The sequence below is a fragment of the Psychrobacillus sp. FSL K6-2365 genome (assembly GCF_038003165.1).
Taxonomy (GTDB): domain Bacteria; phylum Bacillota; class Bacilli; order Bacillales_A; family Planococcaceae; genus Psychrobacillus; species Psychrobacillus psychrodurans.
This window is the reverse complement of the sequence record NZ_JBBOOO010000001.1, coordinates 1,840,351-1,860,324: the sequence shown is the minus strand read 5'-3', so window position 1 is coordinate 1,860,324 and position 19,974 is coordinate 1,840,351. Positions and strand designations below refer to the sequence as shown.

Below are 19,974 nucleotides of genomic sequence, written 5' to 3'. Positions count from 1 at the left end.
TAATTGTTTAAAAATTATGGTAAAGTTGCAATTTCAATTATATTTATTTCAATGTTTTTACTTATTTTAGGAGTTAAATATGTACTAGGTCAAGATTTAGTTATTATGAACTTGCTTGCATTTGCTGCATTTTCAGTAGTAATTGGCGTTTTAGCAGGTGCCATGTTATTGTATAATTTACAAAAAGCGTTTTATATGTTTGCCATCGGTTTAATAATTGGTTTTTTTGAAATGTACCGCTCCTTTATTACTGGACCCGAGGAATTTGGAGACTTAGCTGGTATCCTCTCCTTATTTATCTTCACTGCTTTTGGTTTTGTTATAGGGTTAATCGTTGAAGCCATATATTATTTACTAAGAAAGAACGAGCAAAAGGACTAGCTGTCAGAATCCTTTCTGCTCGTCTTTTTAGTTCTGTGCTTATTCTAATTTTGCAATCACTGTATTATTACGTCCATTTGCTTTTGCTTCGTAGAGAGCCAAGTCAATTCTGTTCATAAATTGTGTTTGTGTTTCACCGCATCTATACTCACCAACACCTAAGGAAACAGTAAGTTTTGTTTGAATAGGTGGAACCGAATTTTCTATAGTCATTCTTATATGTTCCCCCAGAATATATGCTGCTTGAATATCCTTTTTTGAAAGTAGTACGAGAAATTCCTCGCCTCCAAGTCTAATACACTCTCCTTGTTCAGAACATAAATCTTTCAAAATAATGGAGATAAACTTAAGAACGTCATCACCAGCAATATGCCCATATTTATCATTAACTTGTTTAAAATGATCAATATCTAGCATGATTATAGAAAAATTAGTCTGTTGATCGAATAATTTACCGAATAATATATCTGCATATCTTCTATTCTTCAATCCTGTCAATGGATCTGTGACGGATATTTCCTTAATATTTTCAACTGTTTCCCGCTGACGTTTCCTATAGTTTTCAATAGTCATAGTTAGTTGTTTCGCCTCGAAATACCAAGTTGGTACATCGATTACCTCTTCTTGATCATCCACATCTCTTAGCGTGTAAATAGCGAGCTTTCTTAAAGGTGAGGCCAACTTAGTTGAGACATAAAACGCGGAAACTAAAAAGATAATAATAAACGGCAATGAAAATATAAATATTGTTAACATTATTCCTGATAATGGTTTTAATGCGCTAGTAAATGGTGTTTGTGATACTACTCCCCACTTACTTTTTTCTATGTATGTATAACCTGCTAAAAAGTTAGTCCCAAGTGTATTGTCTAGTTGTAAAGCGCCACTTTTTTCTTCTAATAACTTTTGTACAACTAAGTTACTTTCAACTGATTCGCCTATTCTAGTTTTATTAGGATGATAAATTAGAGTTCCATCTCGATCAACCACATAAACATAGGATCCGTCCTTAGAGTAATGTTCGGCAAGAATATCTCTGATAAAATTGTCTTCCTCCAAATACACAGTACCATTTAGCATACCTAAATATTCACCACTATCTCCAAACAAAGGAGTGGTTATTAGTATTAAGAGTCTACCAGTTTGTGCATAATATGGCTTAGAAATAAACGCTTCTTTCCTTGAAAAGGCTTCTTTTACACCATATGAGGAGATTTTACTACCTACGATTCCAATATTCGGGGTAGTTGCGATTGCAATTCCTTGGTCATTTATAACCGATAAAGAGTTAAAATTTTCACCGCTTATATTAAGCTGTTGTAATATGTTAGTTACTGTTTTAGGATCATTCAGATGTTTTACCACATCAGATTTTCGAGCTTCCAGGTTGCTTTGCATATATGAAAACACCTCATCCGTCATATGAGCTAATTTCATAGAATAAACTCTATTTTGCTCTAAAGAGTTTTCAACCAATATTTTTTTCGTCACAAAATAACTTGAAGAAAGAGTACTAACAATTATCCCAAACATAATAAAACAGATCAATGACAGAATCCAGAATCTTAAAGTTTTCAATAAAACCCTCCTAAACAAAGGAACTGCAATGTAATTCCGAAAAATATTTGTTTCTAATCATATAACATTAACACAAAAAAACTACGACTAATATAGTCGTAGTTTACTATTAATGTCCACCAAGGTAGGCAAGTTTAACTTCTTCACTATTTTGTAATTCCGCAGCTGAACCAGATAGTACAACCCTTCCCGTTTCAATAACATACCCCCTACTTGCTATAGATAGAGCCATATTGGCATTTTGTTCAACCAATAAAACAGTTGTACCTTCACGGTTAATATCCTCAATTACTTGGAATATTGTTTTGACCATCAATGGAGCAAGTCCCATAGAAGGTTCATCTAATAACACCAGTTTAGGCTTTGCCATAATAGCTCTTCCCATAGCTAACATCTGTTGCTCCCCACCTGAAAGAGTTCCAGAATGCTGTTTTTTACGCTCTAATAATCTCGGAAAGATTTCATATACTTTTTGCATATCTTGATGAATTCCTTGTTTATCTTTTCTAAGAAAAGCTCCTAACTCCAAGTTTTCTTCAACAGTTAAATTCGCAAAAACACGTCTTCCTTCCGGCACATGAGATATCCCTGCCTTTACTATCGTTTGTGCCTGTTTACCTGAGATTGACTTATCCAAAAACTCTATTTTACCTTTTTTGGGTTTCAACAGCCCAGAGAGAGTTTTAAGTAATGTACTTTTCCCTGCTCCATTAGCACCAATCAACGAAACAATTTCTCCTTCATTAACAGTAACAGAAACATCACGAAGCGCTTGAATATTCCCGTAAAACACATCTATATTTTCTACTTTAAGCATTGTCATCGTGAACTTCCTCCCCTAAATAAGCCTCAATAACCTTAGGATGGTTACGGATCTCTTCTGGTGATCCTTCCGCAAGAAGTTGACCATGATCGAGTACATATATTCTTTCACAAACTCCCATTACTAAGTTCATGTCATGTTCTATCAACAATATAGTCAAATCGAATTTTTCACGAACAAAAGCAATTAAATTCATTAAATCCTTTGTTTCCTGTGGATTCATACCAGCAGCAGGCTCATCAAGTAAAAGTAATTTTGGTCCTGCAGCTAGAGCTCTTGCAATTTCCAACCTTCTTTGCTGACCATATGGTAGATTTTTCGCTAGTTCATCTTTGTACTTTTCAAGCTTGAAAATCTTTAGAAATTCTAATGATTTTTCTTCCATCTCTTTTTCACCTTTGAAATGAGATGGTAAACGAAGTATAGAGCTTAACATTGTATGTTTAGCAAGAGAATGGTAAGCAACTTTAACATTTTCTAATACAGATAATTCATTAAAGAGTCTAATATTTTGGAAAGTACGACTTATACCTTTTCTAGTTACTTTAAAAGGTTGCAAACCATTTATTCTCTCACCATTAAATAATATATCCCCTTCTGTAGGAACATAGACACCTGTCAATAAGTTAAAGCTTGTAGTTTTACCGGCACCATTAGGACCAATTAAACCAACAAGTTCTCCCTGATTCAATTTTAAGTTTAAGTTCTGTACAGCCTTTAAACCACCAAACTGAATGCCAGCATTTTTAACTTCAAGTAAAGGTTTATTTTCCATGCTGATCGCCTCCTTTTGGCGTTCTCCAGAGCTTGAAATAATCTGTAATTTCCATCGTACCCATTAATCCTTTCGGACGATATAACATTACTAGAATTAATACAAGACTATAAATTATCATTCGAGTTTCTGGATATCCTTGAAGATAAGTAGAAACTACAGTTAATAAAATTGCAGAAAGTACGGCACCAGAAAGACTTCCTAAACCGCCTAGAACAACAAATATTAATATATCAAATGATTTTAAAAATCCGAATTGACTCGGTTGAATGATATAAAAGTTATGAGAATACAAAGCACCGGCAACCCCAGCGAAAAAGGAACCAATCGCAAATGCAGCTACTTTATAATAAGTAGTATTAATCCCCATCGCATCTGATGCAATTTCATTTTCCCTAACAGAAATAGAAGCAATCCCATGTCTTGAATTAGTAAAGTTCACTATTACTATAATGGTAATGACAAGGCAAACAAACGCATATGTCCAAGTCGTTAGATGAGAAACCTGCATTCCAGCAGCCCCACCAACATAGTCAATATTTAGAAAAACAATACGTATAATTTCAGCAAAACCAAGCGTCGCAATTGCCAAGTAATCCCCTTTTAATCTTAAACTTGGAATACCGACAATCAGTCCCGCTAACGCAGCAACAATTCCACCGACAATAATACCAACGATAAAGGGAAGATCCAATTTCATAGTCACTATTGCCGACATATATGCTCCTACAGCTAAGAAACCAGCATGACCAATAGAAAATTGTCCCGTAATACCAATTACTAGATGTAGGCTGACTGCTAAAATTATGTTGATAGCTATAAATATAAGTGTATTAGAATAAAATTGATTCATCATTCCATTTGCTATAAAAATTTGAACCACTGTGTATACTAATACTGCAGCTATAATAAATAGCCAAAACTGTTTTGACTTTTTCATAATTATGTATCACCTACACTTTCTCTCGTGTATTTTTTCCAAAGATTCCCGATGGTCTAAAGATAAGAATTAATATTAAAATGACGAATGCTGCAGCATCTCTCCATAAAGAGAATCCTAAAGCACTAACGATCGTTTCAACAACTCCAAGTACCAATCCACCAACCATTGCTCCAGGAATTATACCAATTCCTCCAAGAACAGCAGCAACGAACGCTTTTACTCCTGGGATAACACCCATCAGTGGGTCAATCTTTGTATAATATATACCGAATATAACACCAGCTGCTCCAGCTAAAGCTGAACCAATTGCGAAAGTTGCAGATATTGTATTATCAACGTTTATTCCCATCAACTTAGCAGCTTCTGTATCATGAGAAACGGCTCTCATGGCTTTTCCTGTTTTGGTTTTGTGCACAATGAACTGTAACAGGATCATTAATACAACAGAAACAGAAAGAATAAGAATAGATTGAATGCTAATTTGTGCCCCTAAAAATGCAAACGAACGATTGGAGAAAACATCTGGATATGCTTCTGGTTGTGCCCCTCTAATATAAATTACTCCATATTCGATTAATAACGATACACCGATTGCAGTAATAAGTGCAGCTATTCTTGTTGCATTTCTTAAACGTTTATATGCAATTCGTTCAATTATTACACCGAATAAGGCACAAGCTGCCATCGATAGAATAAGCGCTGGAAAAAACCCTAATCCGAAAACGGTAATAGAATAAAATCCAATGAACGAACCTACCATGAACACATCCCCGTGCGCAAAGTTGATCAGTTTAATAATCCCATAAACCATCGTGTAACCGAGGGCTATTAAGGCATATATACTCCCGAGTGAAATACCGTTTATCAATTGTTGTATCCATTCCATAAATTTTCACTCCTATTACTTAAGATTTCAAATATTTTAGAATTAGAAAAGGAGGGATATCAATCCCCCCTATAATCATAAGAATCTTAAGGATTAACTTTCGTTTTAAATACTTGTGCACCATCAACATATTCAATAATTACAGCTGATTTGATTGGATGATGATTTTCATCAACGGAATATAAACCAGTTACTAATTCCAATTGATCTGTAGCTTCTATTGCTTCTTTAATTTTCGTACCGTCAGTTGAACCAGCACGTTCAATCGCGTCTTTTAATAGATAAACCGTATCGTATCCAAGTGCATTGAATGAGTTAGGGTCTTTTCCATACTTTTCTTTAAACTTTTCAGAGAAATCTTTCGCTTTACCGTCTGGATCTTCAGATGAAAAAGCAGTAATGATGAATGAATTATTCAAAGCATCTGCTCCAGCTAAGTCAACAAGTGTAGGTGAATCCCAACCATCAGCACCCATTAATGGAACAGTAATTCCTAATTCACGTGCTTGCTTAACAATAAGACCCACTTCTTCATAATATCCTGGGATAAAGATAAATTCCGGATTAGAAGATTTAATATTTGTTAAGGTTGAACGGAAGTCAGTATCTTTAGCAACATATGATTCTTCTGCAACGATTTTACCTCCAGCTGCTTCAAAATCTTTAATAAACGAAGCAGCAAGACCTTTTGCGTAATCACTCGCATTGTCAGCATACACTGCAGCAGTTTTAACTTTTAACTCATTAGCAGCGAAATTTGCTGCTACAGTTCCTTGGAATGGATCGATAAACGCTGTGCGGAATGTGAATGGATTAACCTTTCCATCATCTCCTACAGTAACTGTTGTACTTGTTCCTGAAGGTGAAATCATTGGTGTTTTTGTGTCTGTTGCTATTTGAACTTGAGCAACGGAGTTACCACTAGTTGCTGCGCCAATAATAGCTGTTACTTTGTCTTGACTTGTTAATTTAATAGCAGCATTTGTCGCTTCAGCTGCATCAGATTTATTGTCTACTTTGATAAGTTCGATTTTTTTCCCGTCAATACCTCCAGCATCATTGATCTCCTCAACAGCTAAATCAATTGCATCTGCTTCTGATGTACCATAAGATGCCGTCGCTCCAGAAAGCTCAAGATTTGCTCCAATTTTAATCGTGTCTCCGCCTTCTGAACTACTTCCTTCTTCTGCTCCGCACCCCGCTAAGATTCCGATCAATAAAGAAGATGACAGGAAAAGTGAAGCAAATTTCGATTTCTTCATAAAATAACCCCCATTTTGTTTGATAATTCTGAATTTATAAGTTATACTACTTGCCCTTCTCTTTTTAGCAAGCATAAACTCAAAATCTATCATTTTGTAAGAACAACCCTATTGTAAAACAAACTTTTAATTCAGTCTACACTAATTTTTCGGTATTATTAGAAAATTTATAATATTACACTAGTATAATTTTTATTTACAGTCGATAAGTCCTTATTAAATAAGGATTTATAGGCAAAATTCCCCTCCCGACATTCCCACTATTTACATAAAATAATTTTGATTTAAGATTATGCAATATATTTTATTATTTATACTAATATTTCTTACAATTCATCAATTTCTACGAAATAATTAATTGTTTTTACTTTTCTATTAACTTTATATATACTATTCAATAGTTCGAAATCCGTAATAATAAGGAGAGATAAAATGGTAAAAGAAATGCCAAGTCGTGATCAAGTACAAGTAGAAGAAACGTGGAATTTAGTAGATTTATTTAAAACTGAAGACGATTTTGAAGTTGCATTAAAAGAAATCGAAGTTTCTTCATCAGATTTTAACAAACGTTTTAAGGGGTCCATCCAAACCGCGTCTGATGTTGGTGAAGCACTTCACGAATATACGAAATTATATGAAAAAATTGTACCAGCTGGAGCATTTGCTAGTCTTTCCTTAAGTACAGATCAAACAAATACAGACGCTCAGATGAGAGCAAGTAAATTTGGTTCTCTTTCCGCAAAAGTTAGCAGTCAATTGTCGTTTTTAAATAGTGAGCTAGTGGAATTACCTGATAATATAATTGAAGAAGCAATTTCTAAATTCCCTCCCCATCAGCTTTACTTAGAAAAGTTATTAAAGAAGAAAAAGTATCAATTACATCCAGAAGTAGAAAAAACACTTGCTGCCTACTCTGCTTCGTTTGGTGCTCCTTATAAATTATATGATACGACTAAAATGCTCGATATTTCGTTTGATAACTTTGAGGTAAATGGTCAAGAGTATCCTCTTAGCTATGTGTCATTTGAAAATGACTGGGAAGCCGAATCAGATCCAGAAAAAAGAAGAGCAGCCTTTGATGCATTTTCCAAAAAATTAAGAGAATATCAACATACAACCGCTAAAACCTATGATATGCACTTGCAAATGGAAAAAACAACTTCAGATTTACGAGGTTATAGCTCTATATACGATTACTTATTATTCAACCAAGACGTGGACCGTTCCTTATATAATAGACAAATTGATTTAATTTCTAAAGAACTTGCACCTCATATGCGTAGGTATGCAAAATTACTTCAAAAAGAACATGGGTTGGACAAAATGACGTTCGCGGATTTAAAAGTATCTTTAGATCCTGAGTTTGAACCTAAGATTTCTGTAGCAGAGTCAAAAAAGTATATAGATGATGCTCTTTCAGTGATGGGTGAAGAATATATAGATATGGTCAACCGCGCTTATGATGAACGCTGGATTGATTTCCCCCAAAATGTCGGAAAATCAACGGGCGCTTTTTGTTCTAGTCCGTACGGAAGTCACCCGTATATTCTAATTTCATGGTCTAGTCGGATGAATGAAGTGTTTGTTCTTGCACATGAATTAGGTCATGCTGGTCACTTCTATTATGCAAATAAAGAGCAGAACATCTTTAACGCTCGCCCTTCTCTTTATTTCATCGAAGCTCCTTCCACAATGAATGAAATGCTAGTGGCCAACCATTTACTGAAGAATTCGGATGATCCTAAATTTAAACGATGGGTGATTTCTTCTATAGTAGCTCGAACGTATTATCATAATTTTGTAACTCATCTATTGGAGGCAGCATATCAGCGTAAGGTTTATGACCGTATTGATAAAGGCTTAAATGTTAATGCACAAATTCTAAACGATTATAAACGCACTGTATTAGAAGAATTCTGGGGAGATACGGTAGAGATTACGGAGGGAGCAGAACTCACTTGGATGCGCCAACCACATTATTATATGGGTTTATACCCGTACACATATAGCGCAGGATTAACTATCTCCACTCAGGTATCTAAGCGAATATTGAAGGAAGGTCAGACTGCAGTAGATGAATGGACGGAAGTATTGAAAGCTGGTGGTACCAAATCACCGGTAGAACTAGCACAAATGGCTGGTGTTGATATTACAACTGATGAGCCTTTAAAAGATACAATTGCTTATATTGGTTCGTTGATAGATGAGTTAGAATCGTTAACAGAAGAAATAAATCAAAACGCCTAAGAAAAAACGGTCAAAAGACGCCCGGTCCTTTAAGAACTAACCTGTTTCTAAAGTTTTCGATGTGCTTTGGAAAGCCGTTTTGAAATATTATTACCGAGTGAATTTTTAGTGATATTGGTAGTGACGTCCGTCGCAACCAATATCACTTTTTTTTGCAATCTTAGGGTGTTTGTCTGTCCCTCACCCTCCTGCAACTCCTAGAAACAGGTAAGTGCGTTTTTGGATAACTAGAGATAAGTTACTTTCCAATAAATAGAGTAAGCTCTCGAAGATACAATTTTGTTGGCTATTTTACCTCTTTTTTAGTAAACACTTACTATTTCACTTATTAGTAAAATAAAATCTACTTCCATCCTCTATTATTGGGTAGACTTATTTCTAATTCAAATCGATTACAAATCATTTATTACTCTCTAAAATTCTACCTAACCTTATCATCTTGGCCATAAGCTCTGCGGAAGTACTACACACTAATGGATTGTAGTGGAAGTTGGCGACTCCAGCAGGATCAGTGAGACAGATGAAACATCACAACGTACCCGAAGGGGCGGTGATGGTTCATCGCTCCCCCTGCGGAACGCGTCCACCTAGAACGAAAATCGCTGTACTATCCCTAGCATAAAACAAAATATGCTTACCTACTCTATCATTGAATAAACTTATTTTTAATACAAAAGCGATTACAAAAAATTTATCACTCGCTAAAATTCTATTCAATCTTATCATCTAAGCGATAAGCTCTGCGGAAGTACTACACACTAATGGATTGTAGTGGAAGTTGGCGACTCCAGCTGGATCAGTGAGACAGATGAAACATCACAACGTACCCGAAGGGGCGGTGATGGTTTATCGCTCACCCTGCGGAACGCGTCCACCTGGAACGAAAATCGCTGTACTATCCCTAGCATAAAACAAAATATGCTTACCTACTCTACCATTGAATAAACTTATTTTTAATACAAAAGCGATTACAAAAAATTTATCACTCGCTAAAATTCTATCCAATCTTATCATCTAAGCGATAAGCTCTGCGGAAGTACTACACACTAATGGATTGTAGTGGAAGGTGGCGACTCCAGCTGGATCAGTGAGACAGATGAAACATCACAACGTACCCGAAGGGGCGGTGATAGTTCATCGCTCCCCCTGCGGAACGCGTCCACCTGAAACGGAAATCAGCTGTACTATACCTAGATAATACAAAACCAGCTTCCCTAACCTATCATTGGATAAACTTATATTTAGTTCAAAAGCGTTAAAAATTATTTTCCTAAACACAAAAAAGCACTTGCTTACGCAAGCGCTTTTTCATGTTTATTTTACGTTAGTTGGTTTTTTAGAAACATCCACTCTTTTTACAAATAGCGATAACACTAATGCAAGAACCGTAACAAGCGTAGCAATAAAGAAAGTGAAATTAATCCCTTCTAACATTGCTTGACCACTAATTTGCAATTTAAATTGCTCTAATGCATCTGCAGCTGTTGGAACATTCCCTGCTTTCGCTGCCTCCGCAAACAAACTAGCTCCTTTGGATTCCATTCTTGCATTCATAATTGTGATGAATATTGCAGAACCTATAGCACCCGATACTTGTTGTAACGTATTATTGACAGCAGTTCCATGCGGATTCATCTTCATTGGCAATTCATTAAGACCATTTGTCATGATAGGCATCATTACCATAGACATACCAAACATTCGTATTGTGTAAACAATCATGATGTAGTAATAATCTGAGTCCGCAGCTAAATTACTCATCATATATGTCGCGACCGCTGTTATTGTTAACCCGATAATTGCTAACGAGCGAGCACCGTATTTATCAAACAACTTCCCTGTAACTGGAGACATTAACCCCATAGCTAAAGCACCTGGAAGCATTAATAGACCAGAATCTAAGGGTGAAATACCTCGAATTGTTTGCACATACAGTGGGGTTAGAATCATACCTGAAAACATTGCAGCTGAAACAACTACAGAAATAACGGATGATAAAGCAAACATTGGGTACTTGTAAATACGTAAATCTAACAATGGTTCATCTAGTTTTAATTGTCTAAGGACAAAAATTACTAGAGCAATTACTCCAATTGCAATTGTACTATATACAATTGGTGCATCCCAGCCTTTATCTCCAGCTGTACTAAATCCATATAGAAGACCACCAAAACCTATGGTCGATAAACCTAAAGAGAAAACATCTAGTTTCATATCTTTGTTCGGTGTAATATTTTTTAGTTTAAAAATGGATAGTAACAATACTATTACAGCCAATGGTAATATTAGCTCAAACAATACTCTCCAAGTATAATGCTCAATGATGAAACCAGACAGTGTGGGTCCGATAGCTGGAGCCATAATCATTACTAAACCAAATAACCCCATCGCTGTCCCTCTTCGTTCAATAGGGAATGCAGTTAACATAACATTCATTAGTAATGGCATCATTACCGCTGAGCCCGCTGCTTGAATCATACGAGCTAAAATTAGCACCCAAAACTCTGGTGCTATAGCTGCTAATAATGTACCTAATGAAAATAATGACATTGCAGTAATAAATAATTTTCTATTTGAGAACTTAGTTACAAAATACGCACTTGCCGGTATTAATATACCGTTTATAAGCATATATCCAGTTGTTAACCATTGAACAACAGAAGCTTTGACTGCAAACTCTGTCATAATAGTAGGTAAAGCTACGTTTAATAGCGTATTATTTAAAAAAGCTATGAATGCCCCTACAAAAAGGATTGCAATCATGGCATATGGTGGTTTTTGTTGCGTTTCGTTCATTCTTTTTTTTCCTCCTAATATTTCGGAACTATATTTGCACGAGTTGTACACTACTTTGAACATTTTATACCCTTGGTCCAAAAAATGCAATATCGAAAAACGCTTACATTTAAAATTTATTGATTTAACAGCTATTATTTTGTATTATATTATTTAGACTTGTAGTATAAAGGTGAGTGAATATGAAGAATAGGAAGCATCAAGTATTATTGACTGCTCAAAAATTATTTATAGAAAAAGGTTTTGCAGCCACTTCTGTTCAAGACATTATAAATGAGAGTAAAATATCGAAAGGTACATTTTATAATTATTTTTCATCAAAAAATGAATGTATTATTTCTATTATAGATAACGCTAAGGAAGAAACTGTTCTTAAACGTAGAGAATTATTAATTCATCAAGACATATCCAATAAAGATATACTTATAAAACAATTAATAGTACGCATGGAAGTATACAAAGAACGAAATTTGGTTCCCATTTTCTTGGTCATCTTCCACTCTCAAGATTCAGAGCTGAGGGATATTATTAAGAATAATCATTACGAAGAAGTAAAATGGTTATCCAAACGAATAGTTGATATTTATGGGGCAAAATCAAGGAAATATTCAGTAGATAGTGCAATTTTGTTATTGGGAATGATTCAACAGATGCAGCACCCTTGGACAGTTAAGTCTAAAGAGGTTTCTTCTATTGAATTGGTAAATTATGTTATAAATCGATTGGATTCATTAATGACAGATTTAGTAGAGTCTGATGAAGTTATTATAGACACATTTGTTTTTAATCACTTTTATGATGAAGTACGAATAACCAAAGATCATGTAATTCAGCTAATTCAAACATTTAAAGAAACAAATTTAAAAGAGTTGAAGGCACAAGAAATTGAGTTAATAAACTTTATTATAGAGGAACTAAAAAGCAACCATCCTAGGAAATTTCTACTGGAAACTGTAGTAAATAGCTTCTCAAATACAATGATTAATACTGCTCAATCTATAGAAATAAAAGAAATATCCTCGAATATATGGCAAGTAATCGATTCTCTATAACGGGAGGTATAAAATGAAAAATAAAGTAATTGAACAATATGAAGCAGATGAAAATATGATGATACAAATCTATGTACAATGGTGTGTTAATCATGATATTAATCCCGTAGATCTTTATAGTAGAGCATACCCTAACCAAGCTTCAAATGAGGTTATTTTAGAACTAATGGACAGCACAGAGAAAAATTCTACCTTAATCGACATAGGGACCGTTTTATATGTACTTCAATTATTTGGAAATGACGATCTTGCTTTTGTAGTTTCAGAAGTGGAAAAAAGTAATTTACATTAATAAATACTAATATTTCTTTCAAAATAAAGGAGCTGAAACCAATGGATTCAGCTCCTTTACCTATTCTTCTGGTATATACTTTAGTGACCTTTCTAACAAAATTTGCTGACTATCTAATTTGCATTTAGTTTTGTCTTTATAATGATATTTGCCACTTTGATCTTGGAATCTGGCTTTAACAGTATCTCGCAATTCTAAATCTAGAATTTCCATCACTCTCTTTTTTATAGGAGGAGATAAAACAGGAAATAATATCTCTACACGTTTCACCATATTTCGAGTCATCATATCCGCTGAGGAAAGGTATAATTTAGAATCACCATTTCGATGGAACCAATAAATTCTAGAGTGCTCTAAAAACCTACCGACAATACTCGATACTGTTATATTTTCACTTACTCCTGGGATTTTAGGTAGTAAGCAACATGTCCCCCTTACTATTAGATCCACTTTTACTCCCACAGATGAAGCTTCGTAAAGCTTCAATATCAAATCTTTATCTGTAAGAGAATTCATCTTTAGTTTAATATGACCGTTATGAAATGCCTGATGGCACTCAATTTCTTCATCTATCAAACTAATAAATTTATCTCGTATATCATATGGCGAAACGACTAATTTATCATAATTTGGTTTATCCGTATATCCGCTAAGAAAATTAAAAAATTGCGTTGCATCTGAACCAATATTTTTATCTGCCGTAATAATTCCCATATCAGTATACGTTCTCGCAGTTTGGTCATTATAATTTCCTGTCCCAAGATGGACATATTGTTCGATTCTGTTATTCCTTCTTCGAACAACTAATGTTATTTTGGAATGAGTTTTTAAATTATGCATCCCGTAAATTACAAGACAGCCAGCTTTCTCTAACTCTTTTGCCCACTGCACGTTATTTTCCTCATCAAAACGAGCTTTTAACTCAACCAAAACGGTTACCTGTTTTCCATTCTCAGCAGCACGCTTTAAAGCTAGTATAACAGGAGAATTCCCACTAACTCGGTACAAGGTTTGCTTAATAGCCAAAACAGATGGGTCTTCAGCAGCTTTTTCGATAAAATCTATTATTGGTTGAAAGGATTCATAAGGATGATGAAAAAACAAATCTTGCTTTTGAACTTTCGCAAAAATTTCCTCATCACTTGATATATCTAATGGAGGTTGCGGTATAAAAGGTTCATAGAATAAATTTATATACTTTCCTTCAAAAGATTTAATAAAGGAAAATAGGAAAGTCACATCTAAGGGACCATCTAATTTATAAACATCTTCTGGCATAATTTCTAACTCATCCAGTAAAAAGTTTAACAGTTTCGGTTTGATTTCACTTACTTTTACTTCTAATCTGCTTACCGCTCCCCACTTACGCTTTTTCAACTCTTTTTCAATTTCAATTAGTAAATCTCGAGCTCCCTCTTCATGAATTGTTAAATCGGCATTACGGGTAATTCTGAAGGGGTTTGCATGTTTTACATGATACCCGTGAAATAGATTGGAAATATGTTCAACGATGACATCCTCCAAAAGAACAGCTACGAACGAACCATCCTCTGTCGAAACTTGGATAAACCGTTTTAATACTGACGGCACCTGAACTATAGCAATCTTATTTTGTTCGGTGTTTGCATCTTGATTGTCTTCTATCATTACTAAAATATTCATTGTTTTACTTAATAAAATTGGAAATGGTCGATATGTATCAACTGCAATTGGTGTTAAAACTGGAAAAATTTCTTCCTCAAACAGCTTCTGCAATTCCTGTTTTTGAGGAATTGATAAATCAGCATACTTTACTAAAGAAATACCATGCATAGGAAGTTGTTTTTCAATCAGCTCTTTATAAATTTTCATTTGTCTGCTTACTAATTCTTTCGTAATTAAAGCTATTTGATTTAACTGCTCTTTTGGTGTTAATCCTGCTTTATTTTCAGGTTTATTGAATCCAGCTCTAACCTGATCCTGTAAACCTGCTACACGTACCATAAAAAATTCATCTAAATTGGAACTAAAAATAGCTAAAAATTTCAATCGTTCCAACAGGGGATTCGTTTCATCTTCAGCTTCCTCTAGTACTCGCTCATTAAATGCGAGCCAGCTTATTTCTCTATTATTATAATAGGCATAGTTGTTAAAAGGATGTTTTTGTACCGCTCCGTCATTCATTCCTGAATTTCCTCCATGTCTACAAACTTCAACTTAACTTCCATATCAACTATTTTTTCAAGATGTCTTTTTAATTTTTCCGCTTGGTATTGTTCTAACATGTATTTTTCAGAAACTAAAAATATAAATTCGATAGTATTTGCAGCAGTTTTTGTAAGGAATACATCTTTTATAGGAGATCTTCCTAGTACATTTATTCCTTTTATAAAGCGAATTAATGCTCCAACATCTCGAAGCTTTTTACTTTCCATAGTACTAATAATATGTTGATAGGGTTCAATATATTGTTTAAATGTACCCTTATTTTTATATGAGGCAATTAAGGCGATTTTTAAACGATCTTCATTAGATATACCATCTATTGTTAAGTTGGTTATAATATGAAAAGTTTGCTGACTATACGCATCTTGCTCAATTTCCTTACCAATATGAAATAGTTGGAATGCATGGAGATGTAACTTCTTATTGTCAAGTGGTGCTATATAACCCCACTGCATGAATTTATCATATATAGAAGAAAATATTCCAAACAAATGAAGTGATTCATTTTCATTCATATTAAACTTTCCTAACACATGACGGATAGCGTTCTTAGTCACATCATTTACTTTAAAATCATCAGGAGATTGATCAATAAGATGAGCTAAAATAATTCCTTCCCGTAAACCCTTTTTGCTATAAATAAAAGCTGAACTTTTTACTACCTCCATAAATATCCGAAAGGTTTCTAGTGCAGGCACAATAATATCCGCTCGATCTGAGGAAAGACCGTCTAATTTCTTGAAACGTTCGAAGGGAAATTGAGCAAATTCATAGCTAATCTCCTGTAAATCCGATGCACTTAACTCATATTGATGTATCCCATGTAGTGCAAAGTTCTTGCGTTGCTGATCCACCTGCGCTAAATTTCGTGCACTACCGCCGATAGCAACCACAGGTGCTTGTAAGTTATGTAACCAAGGTAATCCTTGAAATTGTTCCCACACATAAGCAATAAGATTTTCCTTTTCTTCCAATGTAATTGAACTACCCTGTATAAATTTCTTTTTTAAAGAGACAGCTCCGAAAGGAAAACTGTGTGAAAATTTTATCTTTTTGTTTTCAAAATATGTAACTTCCGTACTTCCTCCACCCATATCTATCGTTACACCTGTAGTTATATTAGTTGAATGAATAACAGCTAAATAACCATAATAAGCTTCCTGTTCTCCAGATAATAAAGAAATTTGAATCCCCGTCTGTTTCTCGGCCTCAAGTAAGACCATTTCACAATTGTTTGCTTCTCTAATAGCAGCCGTAGCAGCTGCAAACACGTTCGTCACAGAAATATCGTTTAATATGTCCTTAAATTTTAATAAATTTTCGATTAAAATATGTATACCTTCAGAACTTAAGTTTCCTTCTTCATCAATATGCATACTTAATCGTGCTACAGTTTTAATATTAAGTTGCTCTATTAAACCCTTGTCTCTAGTATAGCTAAATACCACTAAGCGGATGGAATTGGACCCAATGTCTATTATTGCTTTCTGCTCATTTTTAGTTTCCATATTTTCTACTCCTCCAAATATAGTTTATTCCTAATTTCACCCGTCGAATGTTAAAAGTATGTAAATTTTGATTGGAAGGTGACAATGTTCATGTAATTATTTTTAACTTTCTTTGTAAAATTTAGGTTATTTTTCTGAATTATTCTACTAAGCCTGTTTTGTTTGATGTACAATAATTTATAACAATGATTGGAGGGATGAATATATTGAAAAAATTCACAAAAGAAGAGAATAGTTGGTCTCTTTATGATTGGGGCTCTTCCGCCTATTCAATCATCATTACTACAGCTGTTTTCCCTATCTTTTATAAAGAATCTGCGACAGCAAGCGGGGTAAATGCAGCAGATTCCACAGCTTACCTTGGATATACGATTGCAATTTTCACTTTTATATTAGCCATGATAGGCCCAATTTTAGGTACAATCGCAGACTATCGTGGGATGAAAAAAAAGTTTTTTACTTTTTTCTTTGTATTAGGTGTTACGTTTACTACAATGCTAGCATTCGTACCTTTTGATAATTGGCTATTATTATTAATCTTTTATACACTTGCAGCACTTGGTGCAACAGGAGCGAATGTCTTCTACGATGGCTTTATCGTAGATGTAACTAATAATGAACGTATGCATAAAGTATCTTCACGTGGATATAGTTTTGGCTATATAGGGTCCACTATTCCCTTTTTACTTAGTATCATTATTATTTTGCTAGCCGGAAAGGAAATTATTCCTATTTCAACAACGAATGCTAGCCGACTAGCATTCGTTATAACAGCAGCTTGGTGGGTAATATTCTCTATTCCGATGTTCAAAAACGTGAAACAAATTCACTTTGTCGAAAAAGAAGGAAATATCATCTTAGAAAGTTTCAAACGATTAGGAAATACCTTTAAAGAAATACGTCAATACCGGGCTCTTTTTTTGTTTTTACTTGCTTACTTTTTTTATATTGATGGCGTAGGTACTATCATCTCCATGTCTACAGCATATGGTTCTGATTTAGGTTTGGAATCTACCAGTTTGCTTATAGTTTTATTTGCCACACAAGTTGTTGCTGCACCATTTGCTATACTATATGGAAAATTAGCTACTAAATTTTCTGAAAAGAAAATGCTTTATGTTGGAATAATAGTTTATATAATTATATGTACATATGCATTTTTCTTAGATACTATTGTAGATTTCTGGATTTTAGCAATGCTCGTAGCAACTTCTCAAGGCGGTATTCAAGCGCTAAGTAGGTCCTACTTTGGTAAATTAGTTCCAAAAGAGAATTCAAACGAGTTTTTTGGATTTTATAATATTTTCGGAAAGTTCGCCTCTATCATTGGACCATTATTAGTAGGAATCACTGCCCAGTTAACCGGAAACTCAGCATATGGGGTATTTAGTCTAGTAATCTTGTTCATCATCGGATTTATCATTTTAACAAAAGTTCCAGAACCGAAAGAAGCAGTTCCTATCGATCAAATTGTAAAAGCATGATTTTTTTAAGACATACTAGAATTTAGTATGTCTTTTATATTGAAACTATTTAACATTTAGCTCATTTGTTATAAGACGTCTCTTAGTCCATATCAAAGTAAATATCAAAAATAATTCAAATGCATTCGTCACTGCTCCACTTTCTACATCTATAGGTATTGCACTTCCAAAAGTCATAACTACGGCACCTACAAAGAAAACTGGCCATTTGGTTTTTTTCCACAAGATTGCACTTGCTACAATGAGAATGATAGTAACTAATAACACCATTACAGGGGGACCAGTTGATTCTTTAACATTTGAATAGCTTATTACCCCGTATTCTTTCACTACTTCAATGTCTAATCCAACAACCTCTTTAGAAAATTCTAATATCATTAAACCAATCGTATATATAATACCTGAAATAAATAACCACTTTTTCTTTGCCCATTTGATACCACTTTCCTGCAATGTCCCTAAAGAATACATAACAAGTAATGGTGTGATTAAAGCATGTAAGCAAAAACGAGAAAAGTTTAAGCTTTCCAATAACTCCCCTTCTCCAATCCACTTACCTGTAGCAAGTATTGCGTTATCATAGATCAATGGTAGGATCACTAAATAGATGACACTTGTCCATTTTGCTAAATCCTGCTTTCTTATGCCATATAACCCCCAAATTAATAGCGCAGTATATAAAACTACATAAAGAAAATATAATAATGTATCCATTAAAATCAACCTCCTATTCCTTTCATTCCCAAATTTTGAATGTTTTAATCTTAAGGATTAGCTTGATAATAAATAGAAAATCAAATGAAACGTACTTAATTTCGAACTATTTATTTCAATTTCATAATGAAGTGATTATCAGTAAATTACGTGCCCCATTTAAATAATTCAACTTTAAATAAACAATATTATGGCCGACCAACTATGGTACCGTTGAGCACATTGTTAGTCTAACTCCAACGACCACGGCACATCACAGACTGGCGCACTCTATACCAGGAGCACTCATGAGTGATTAATCCTACTCTGATTATGGCACCAGTCCAATCTCATTTTTATTATGTAATTTTATAGATCTTGAAAGCTTTTTAATTTTAACTCTGTTCCTCAAGATCTTCATAATTTACGACAAAAAAGCTAACACCATGTGCTAGCTTCCTCAATCGTATAATGTAAGTTACTTTGTCTTTAGGATAAATTAATTCATTGAACTTTCATCCATGAAAAAAAGCTCCCAAAGATGCCCGTCAATATCCTCAAAACTCCACCCATACATAAAACCATGGTCTTGTGGTTCCATTGAAGGTTTTCCACCTGCTTCTAAAGCCTTGTTTACAATCTCAACGACTTTTTCTTTACTATCAACAGATAATGCCAATATTGCTTCGTTACTTGTTGTAGAATCGGAGATTTCTTTTTTCGTAAAAGTCTTAAAATGTTCTTCAACTAACAACATAGCAAATATATTATCATTAATAATCATGCTTGCTGCAAGCTCATTGGTAAACTGAGCATTGAATTCAAACCCCAATTTAGAGAAAAACGCCTTAGACTTATTTAAATCTTTTACTGCTAAATTTACGAATATCTTATCAGCCTGAAACCCCATGATACTCACCTCTACTATAGTATTGTCATTCACTTTATAATTCTCTATTCCACAAATGAATTCCTTCCAAGAATAAAAATATTTTATAGAATCCGTAATGCGACATAAGTGGCTAGCTTTTCTTCTTCAATTAATCTGC

Annotated in this window: 16 protein-coding genes; 5 read left to right on the top strand and 11 right to left on the bottom strand. The window is 34.2% G+C overall.

Annotation, left to right across the window (positions count from 1 at the left end; translation table 11 throughout):
* The first annotated feature begins 3 nt into the window (after window positions 1-3).
* Entirely contained in the window at window positions 4-381 is a 378-nt protein-coding gene (locus MKY29_RS08845) for a hypothetical protein (RefSeq protein WP_093494747.1), read from the top strand.
* Between the two features lie 39 nt (window positions 382-420).
* Here the strand turns inward: MKY29_RS08845 and MKY29_RS08840 are convergent, their stop codons facing one another.
* The 6 genes from MKY29_RS08840 to MKY29_RS08815 all read right to left on the bottom strand — a co-directional run bounded on the left by MKY29_RS08840 (window position 421) and on the right by MKY29_RS08815 (window position 6,648).
* Window positions 421-1,959 (bottom strand): sensor domain-containing diguanylate cyclase, encoded by a 1,539-nt coding sequence (locus MKY29_RS08840; RefSeq protein WP_340879546.1) that lies wholly within the window; start codon window positions 1,957-1,959, stop codon window positions 421-423.
* Between the two features lie 109 nt (window positions 1,960-2,068).
* Window positions 2,069-2,776 (bottom strand): ABC transporter ATP-binding protein, encoded by a 708-nt coding sequence (locus tag MKY29_RS08835; RefSeq protein ID WP_093494865.1) that lies wholly within the window; start codon window positions 2,774-2,776, stop codon window positions 2,069-2,071.
* Window positions 2,769-3,557 (bottom strand): ABC transporter ATP-binding protein, encoded by a 789-nt coding sequence (locus MKY29_RS08830; protein WP_090561527.1) that lies wholly within the window; start codon window positions 3,555-3,557, stop codon window positions 2,769-2,771. Before MKY29_RS08830 ends, MKY29_RS08835 begins: the two co-directional genes overlap by 8 nt.
* Entirely contained in the window at window positions 3,547-4,497 is a 951-nt protein-coding gene (locus MKY29_RS08825) for a branched-chain amino acid ABC transporter permease (RefSeq protein WP_093494745.1), read from the bottom strand. Before MKY29_RS08825 ends, MKY29_RS08830 begins: the two co-directional genes overlap by 11 nt.
* Before the next feature lie 13 nt (window positions 4,498-4,510).
* Complete coding sequence (locus MKY29_RS08820; RefSeq protein WP_090561531.1) at window positions 4,511-5,386, bottom strand: branched-chain amino acid ABC transporter permease; 876 nt, start codon at window positions 5,384-5,386, stop codon at window positions 4,511-4,513.
* 86 nt (window positions 5,387-5,472) lie between these two features.
* Entirely contained in the window at window positions 5,473-6,648 is a 1,176-nt protein-coding gene (locus MKY29_RS08815; protein WP_093494744.1) for an ABC transporter substrate-binding protein, read from the bottom strand.
* 432 nt (window positions 6,649-7,080) lie between these two features.
* On the opposite strand from MKY29_RS08815, the gene pepF reads away from it, so the two are divergent.
* Complete coding sequence (gene pepF / locus MKY29_RS08810; protein WP_340879545.1) at window positions 7,081-8,895, top strand: oligoendopeptidase F; 1,815 nt, start codon at window positions 7,081-7,083, stop codon at window positions 8,893-8,895.
* 1,314 nt (window positions 8,896-10,209) lie between these two features.
* On the opposite strand, the gene MKY29_RS08805 is transcribed toward pepF, so the two are convergent.
* Window positions 10,210-11,691 (bottom strand): DHA2 family efflux MFS transporter permease subunit, encoded by a 1,482-nt coding sequence (locus tag MKY29_RS08805; protein ID WP_093494742.1) that lies wholly within the window; start codon window positions 11,689-11,691, stop codon window positions 10,210-10,212.
* 182 nt (window positions 11,692-11,873) lie between these two features.
* Between MKY29_RS08805 and MKY29_RS08800 the strand changes: the two genes are divergently transcribed.
* Window positions 11,874-12,743 carry a TetR/AcrR family transcriptional regulator gene (locus MKY29_RS08800; protein ID WP_241600320.1) on the top strand — a complete coding sequence of 290 codons (870 nt, stop codon included), beginning with the start codon at window positions 11,874-11,876 and terminating at the stop codon, window positions 12,741-12,743.
* 13 nt (window positions 12,744-12,756) lie between these two features.
* Window positions 12,757-13,035, top strand: coding sequence for a hypothetical protein (locus MKY29_RS08795; RefSeq protein WP_090561543.1), 279 nt, complete (start codon window positions 12,757-12,759; stop codon window positions 13,033-13,035).
* Between the two features lie 60 nt (window positions 13,036-13,095).
* Here MKY29_RS08795 and MKY29_RS08790 read toward each other — a convergent pair whose 3' ends face one another.
* Window positions 13,096-15,198: an RNA degradosome polyphosphate kinase gene (locus tag MKY29_RS08790; RefSeq protein ID WP_241600317.1), complete on the bottom strand. Its 2,103-nt coding sequence runs from the start codon at window positions 15,196-15,198 to the stop codon at window positions 13,096-13,098.
* Complete coding sequence (locus MKY29_RS08785) at window positions 15,195-16,748, bottom strand: Ppx/GppA family phosphatase (protein ID WP_340879544.1); 1,554 nt, start codon at window positions 16,746-16,748, stop codon at window positions 15,195-15,197. Before MKY29_RS08785 ends, MKY29_RS08790 begins: the two co-directional genes overlap by 4 nt.
* A gap of 203 nt (window positions 16,749-16,951) precedes the next feature.
* Between MKY29_RS08785 and MKY29_RS08780 the strand changes: the two genes are divergently transcribed.
* Complete coding sequence (locus MKY29_RS08780; protein ID WP_340880834.1) at window positions 16,952-18,232, top strand: MFS transporter; 1,281 nt, start codon at window positions 16,952-16,954, stop codon at window positions 18,230-18,232.
* A 45-nt stretch (window positions 18,233-18,277) separates the two neighbouring features.
* Here MKY29_RS08780 and MKY29_RS08775 read toward each other — a convergent pair whose 3' ends face one another.
* Both MKY29_RS08775 and MKY29_RS08770 read right to left on the bottom strand, forming a co-directional pair.
* The gene (locus MKY29_RS08775) at window positions 18,278-18,946 is read right to left on the bottom strand and encodes a phospholipid phosphatase (protein ID WP_340879543.1); all 669 of its coding nucleotides are present in this window, start codon (window positions 18,944-18,946) and stop codon (window positions 18,278-18,280) included.
* A gap of 478 nt (window positions 18,947-19,424) precedes the next feature.
* Entirely contained in the window at window positions 19,425-19,835 is a 411-nt protein-coding gene (locus tag MKY29_RS08770; protein ID WP_090561552.1) for a VOC family protein, read from the bottom strand.
* Between the last annotated feature and the right edge of the window lie 139 nt (window positions 19,836-19,974).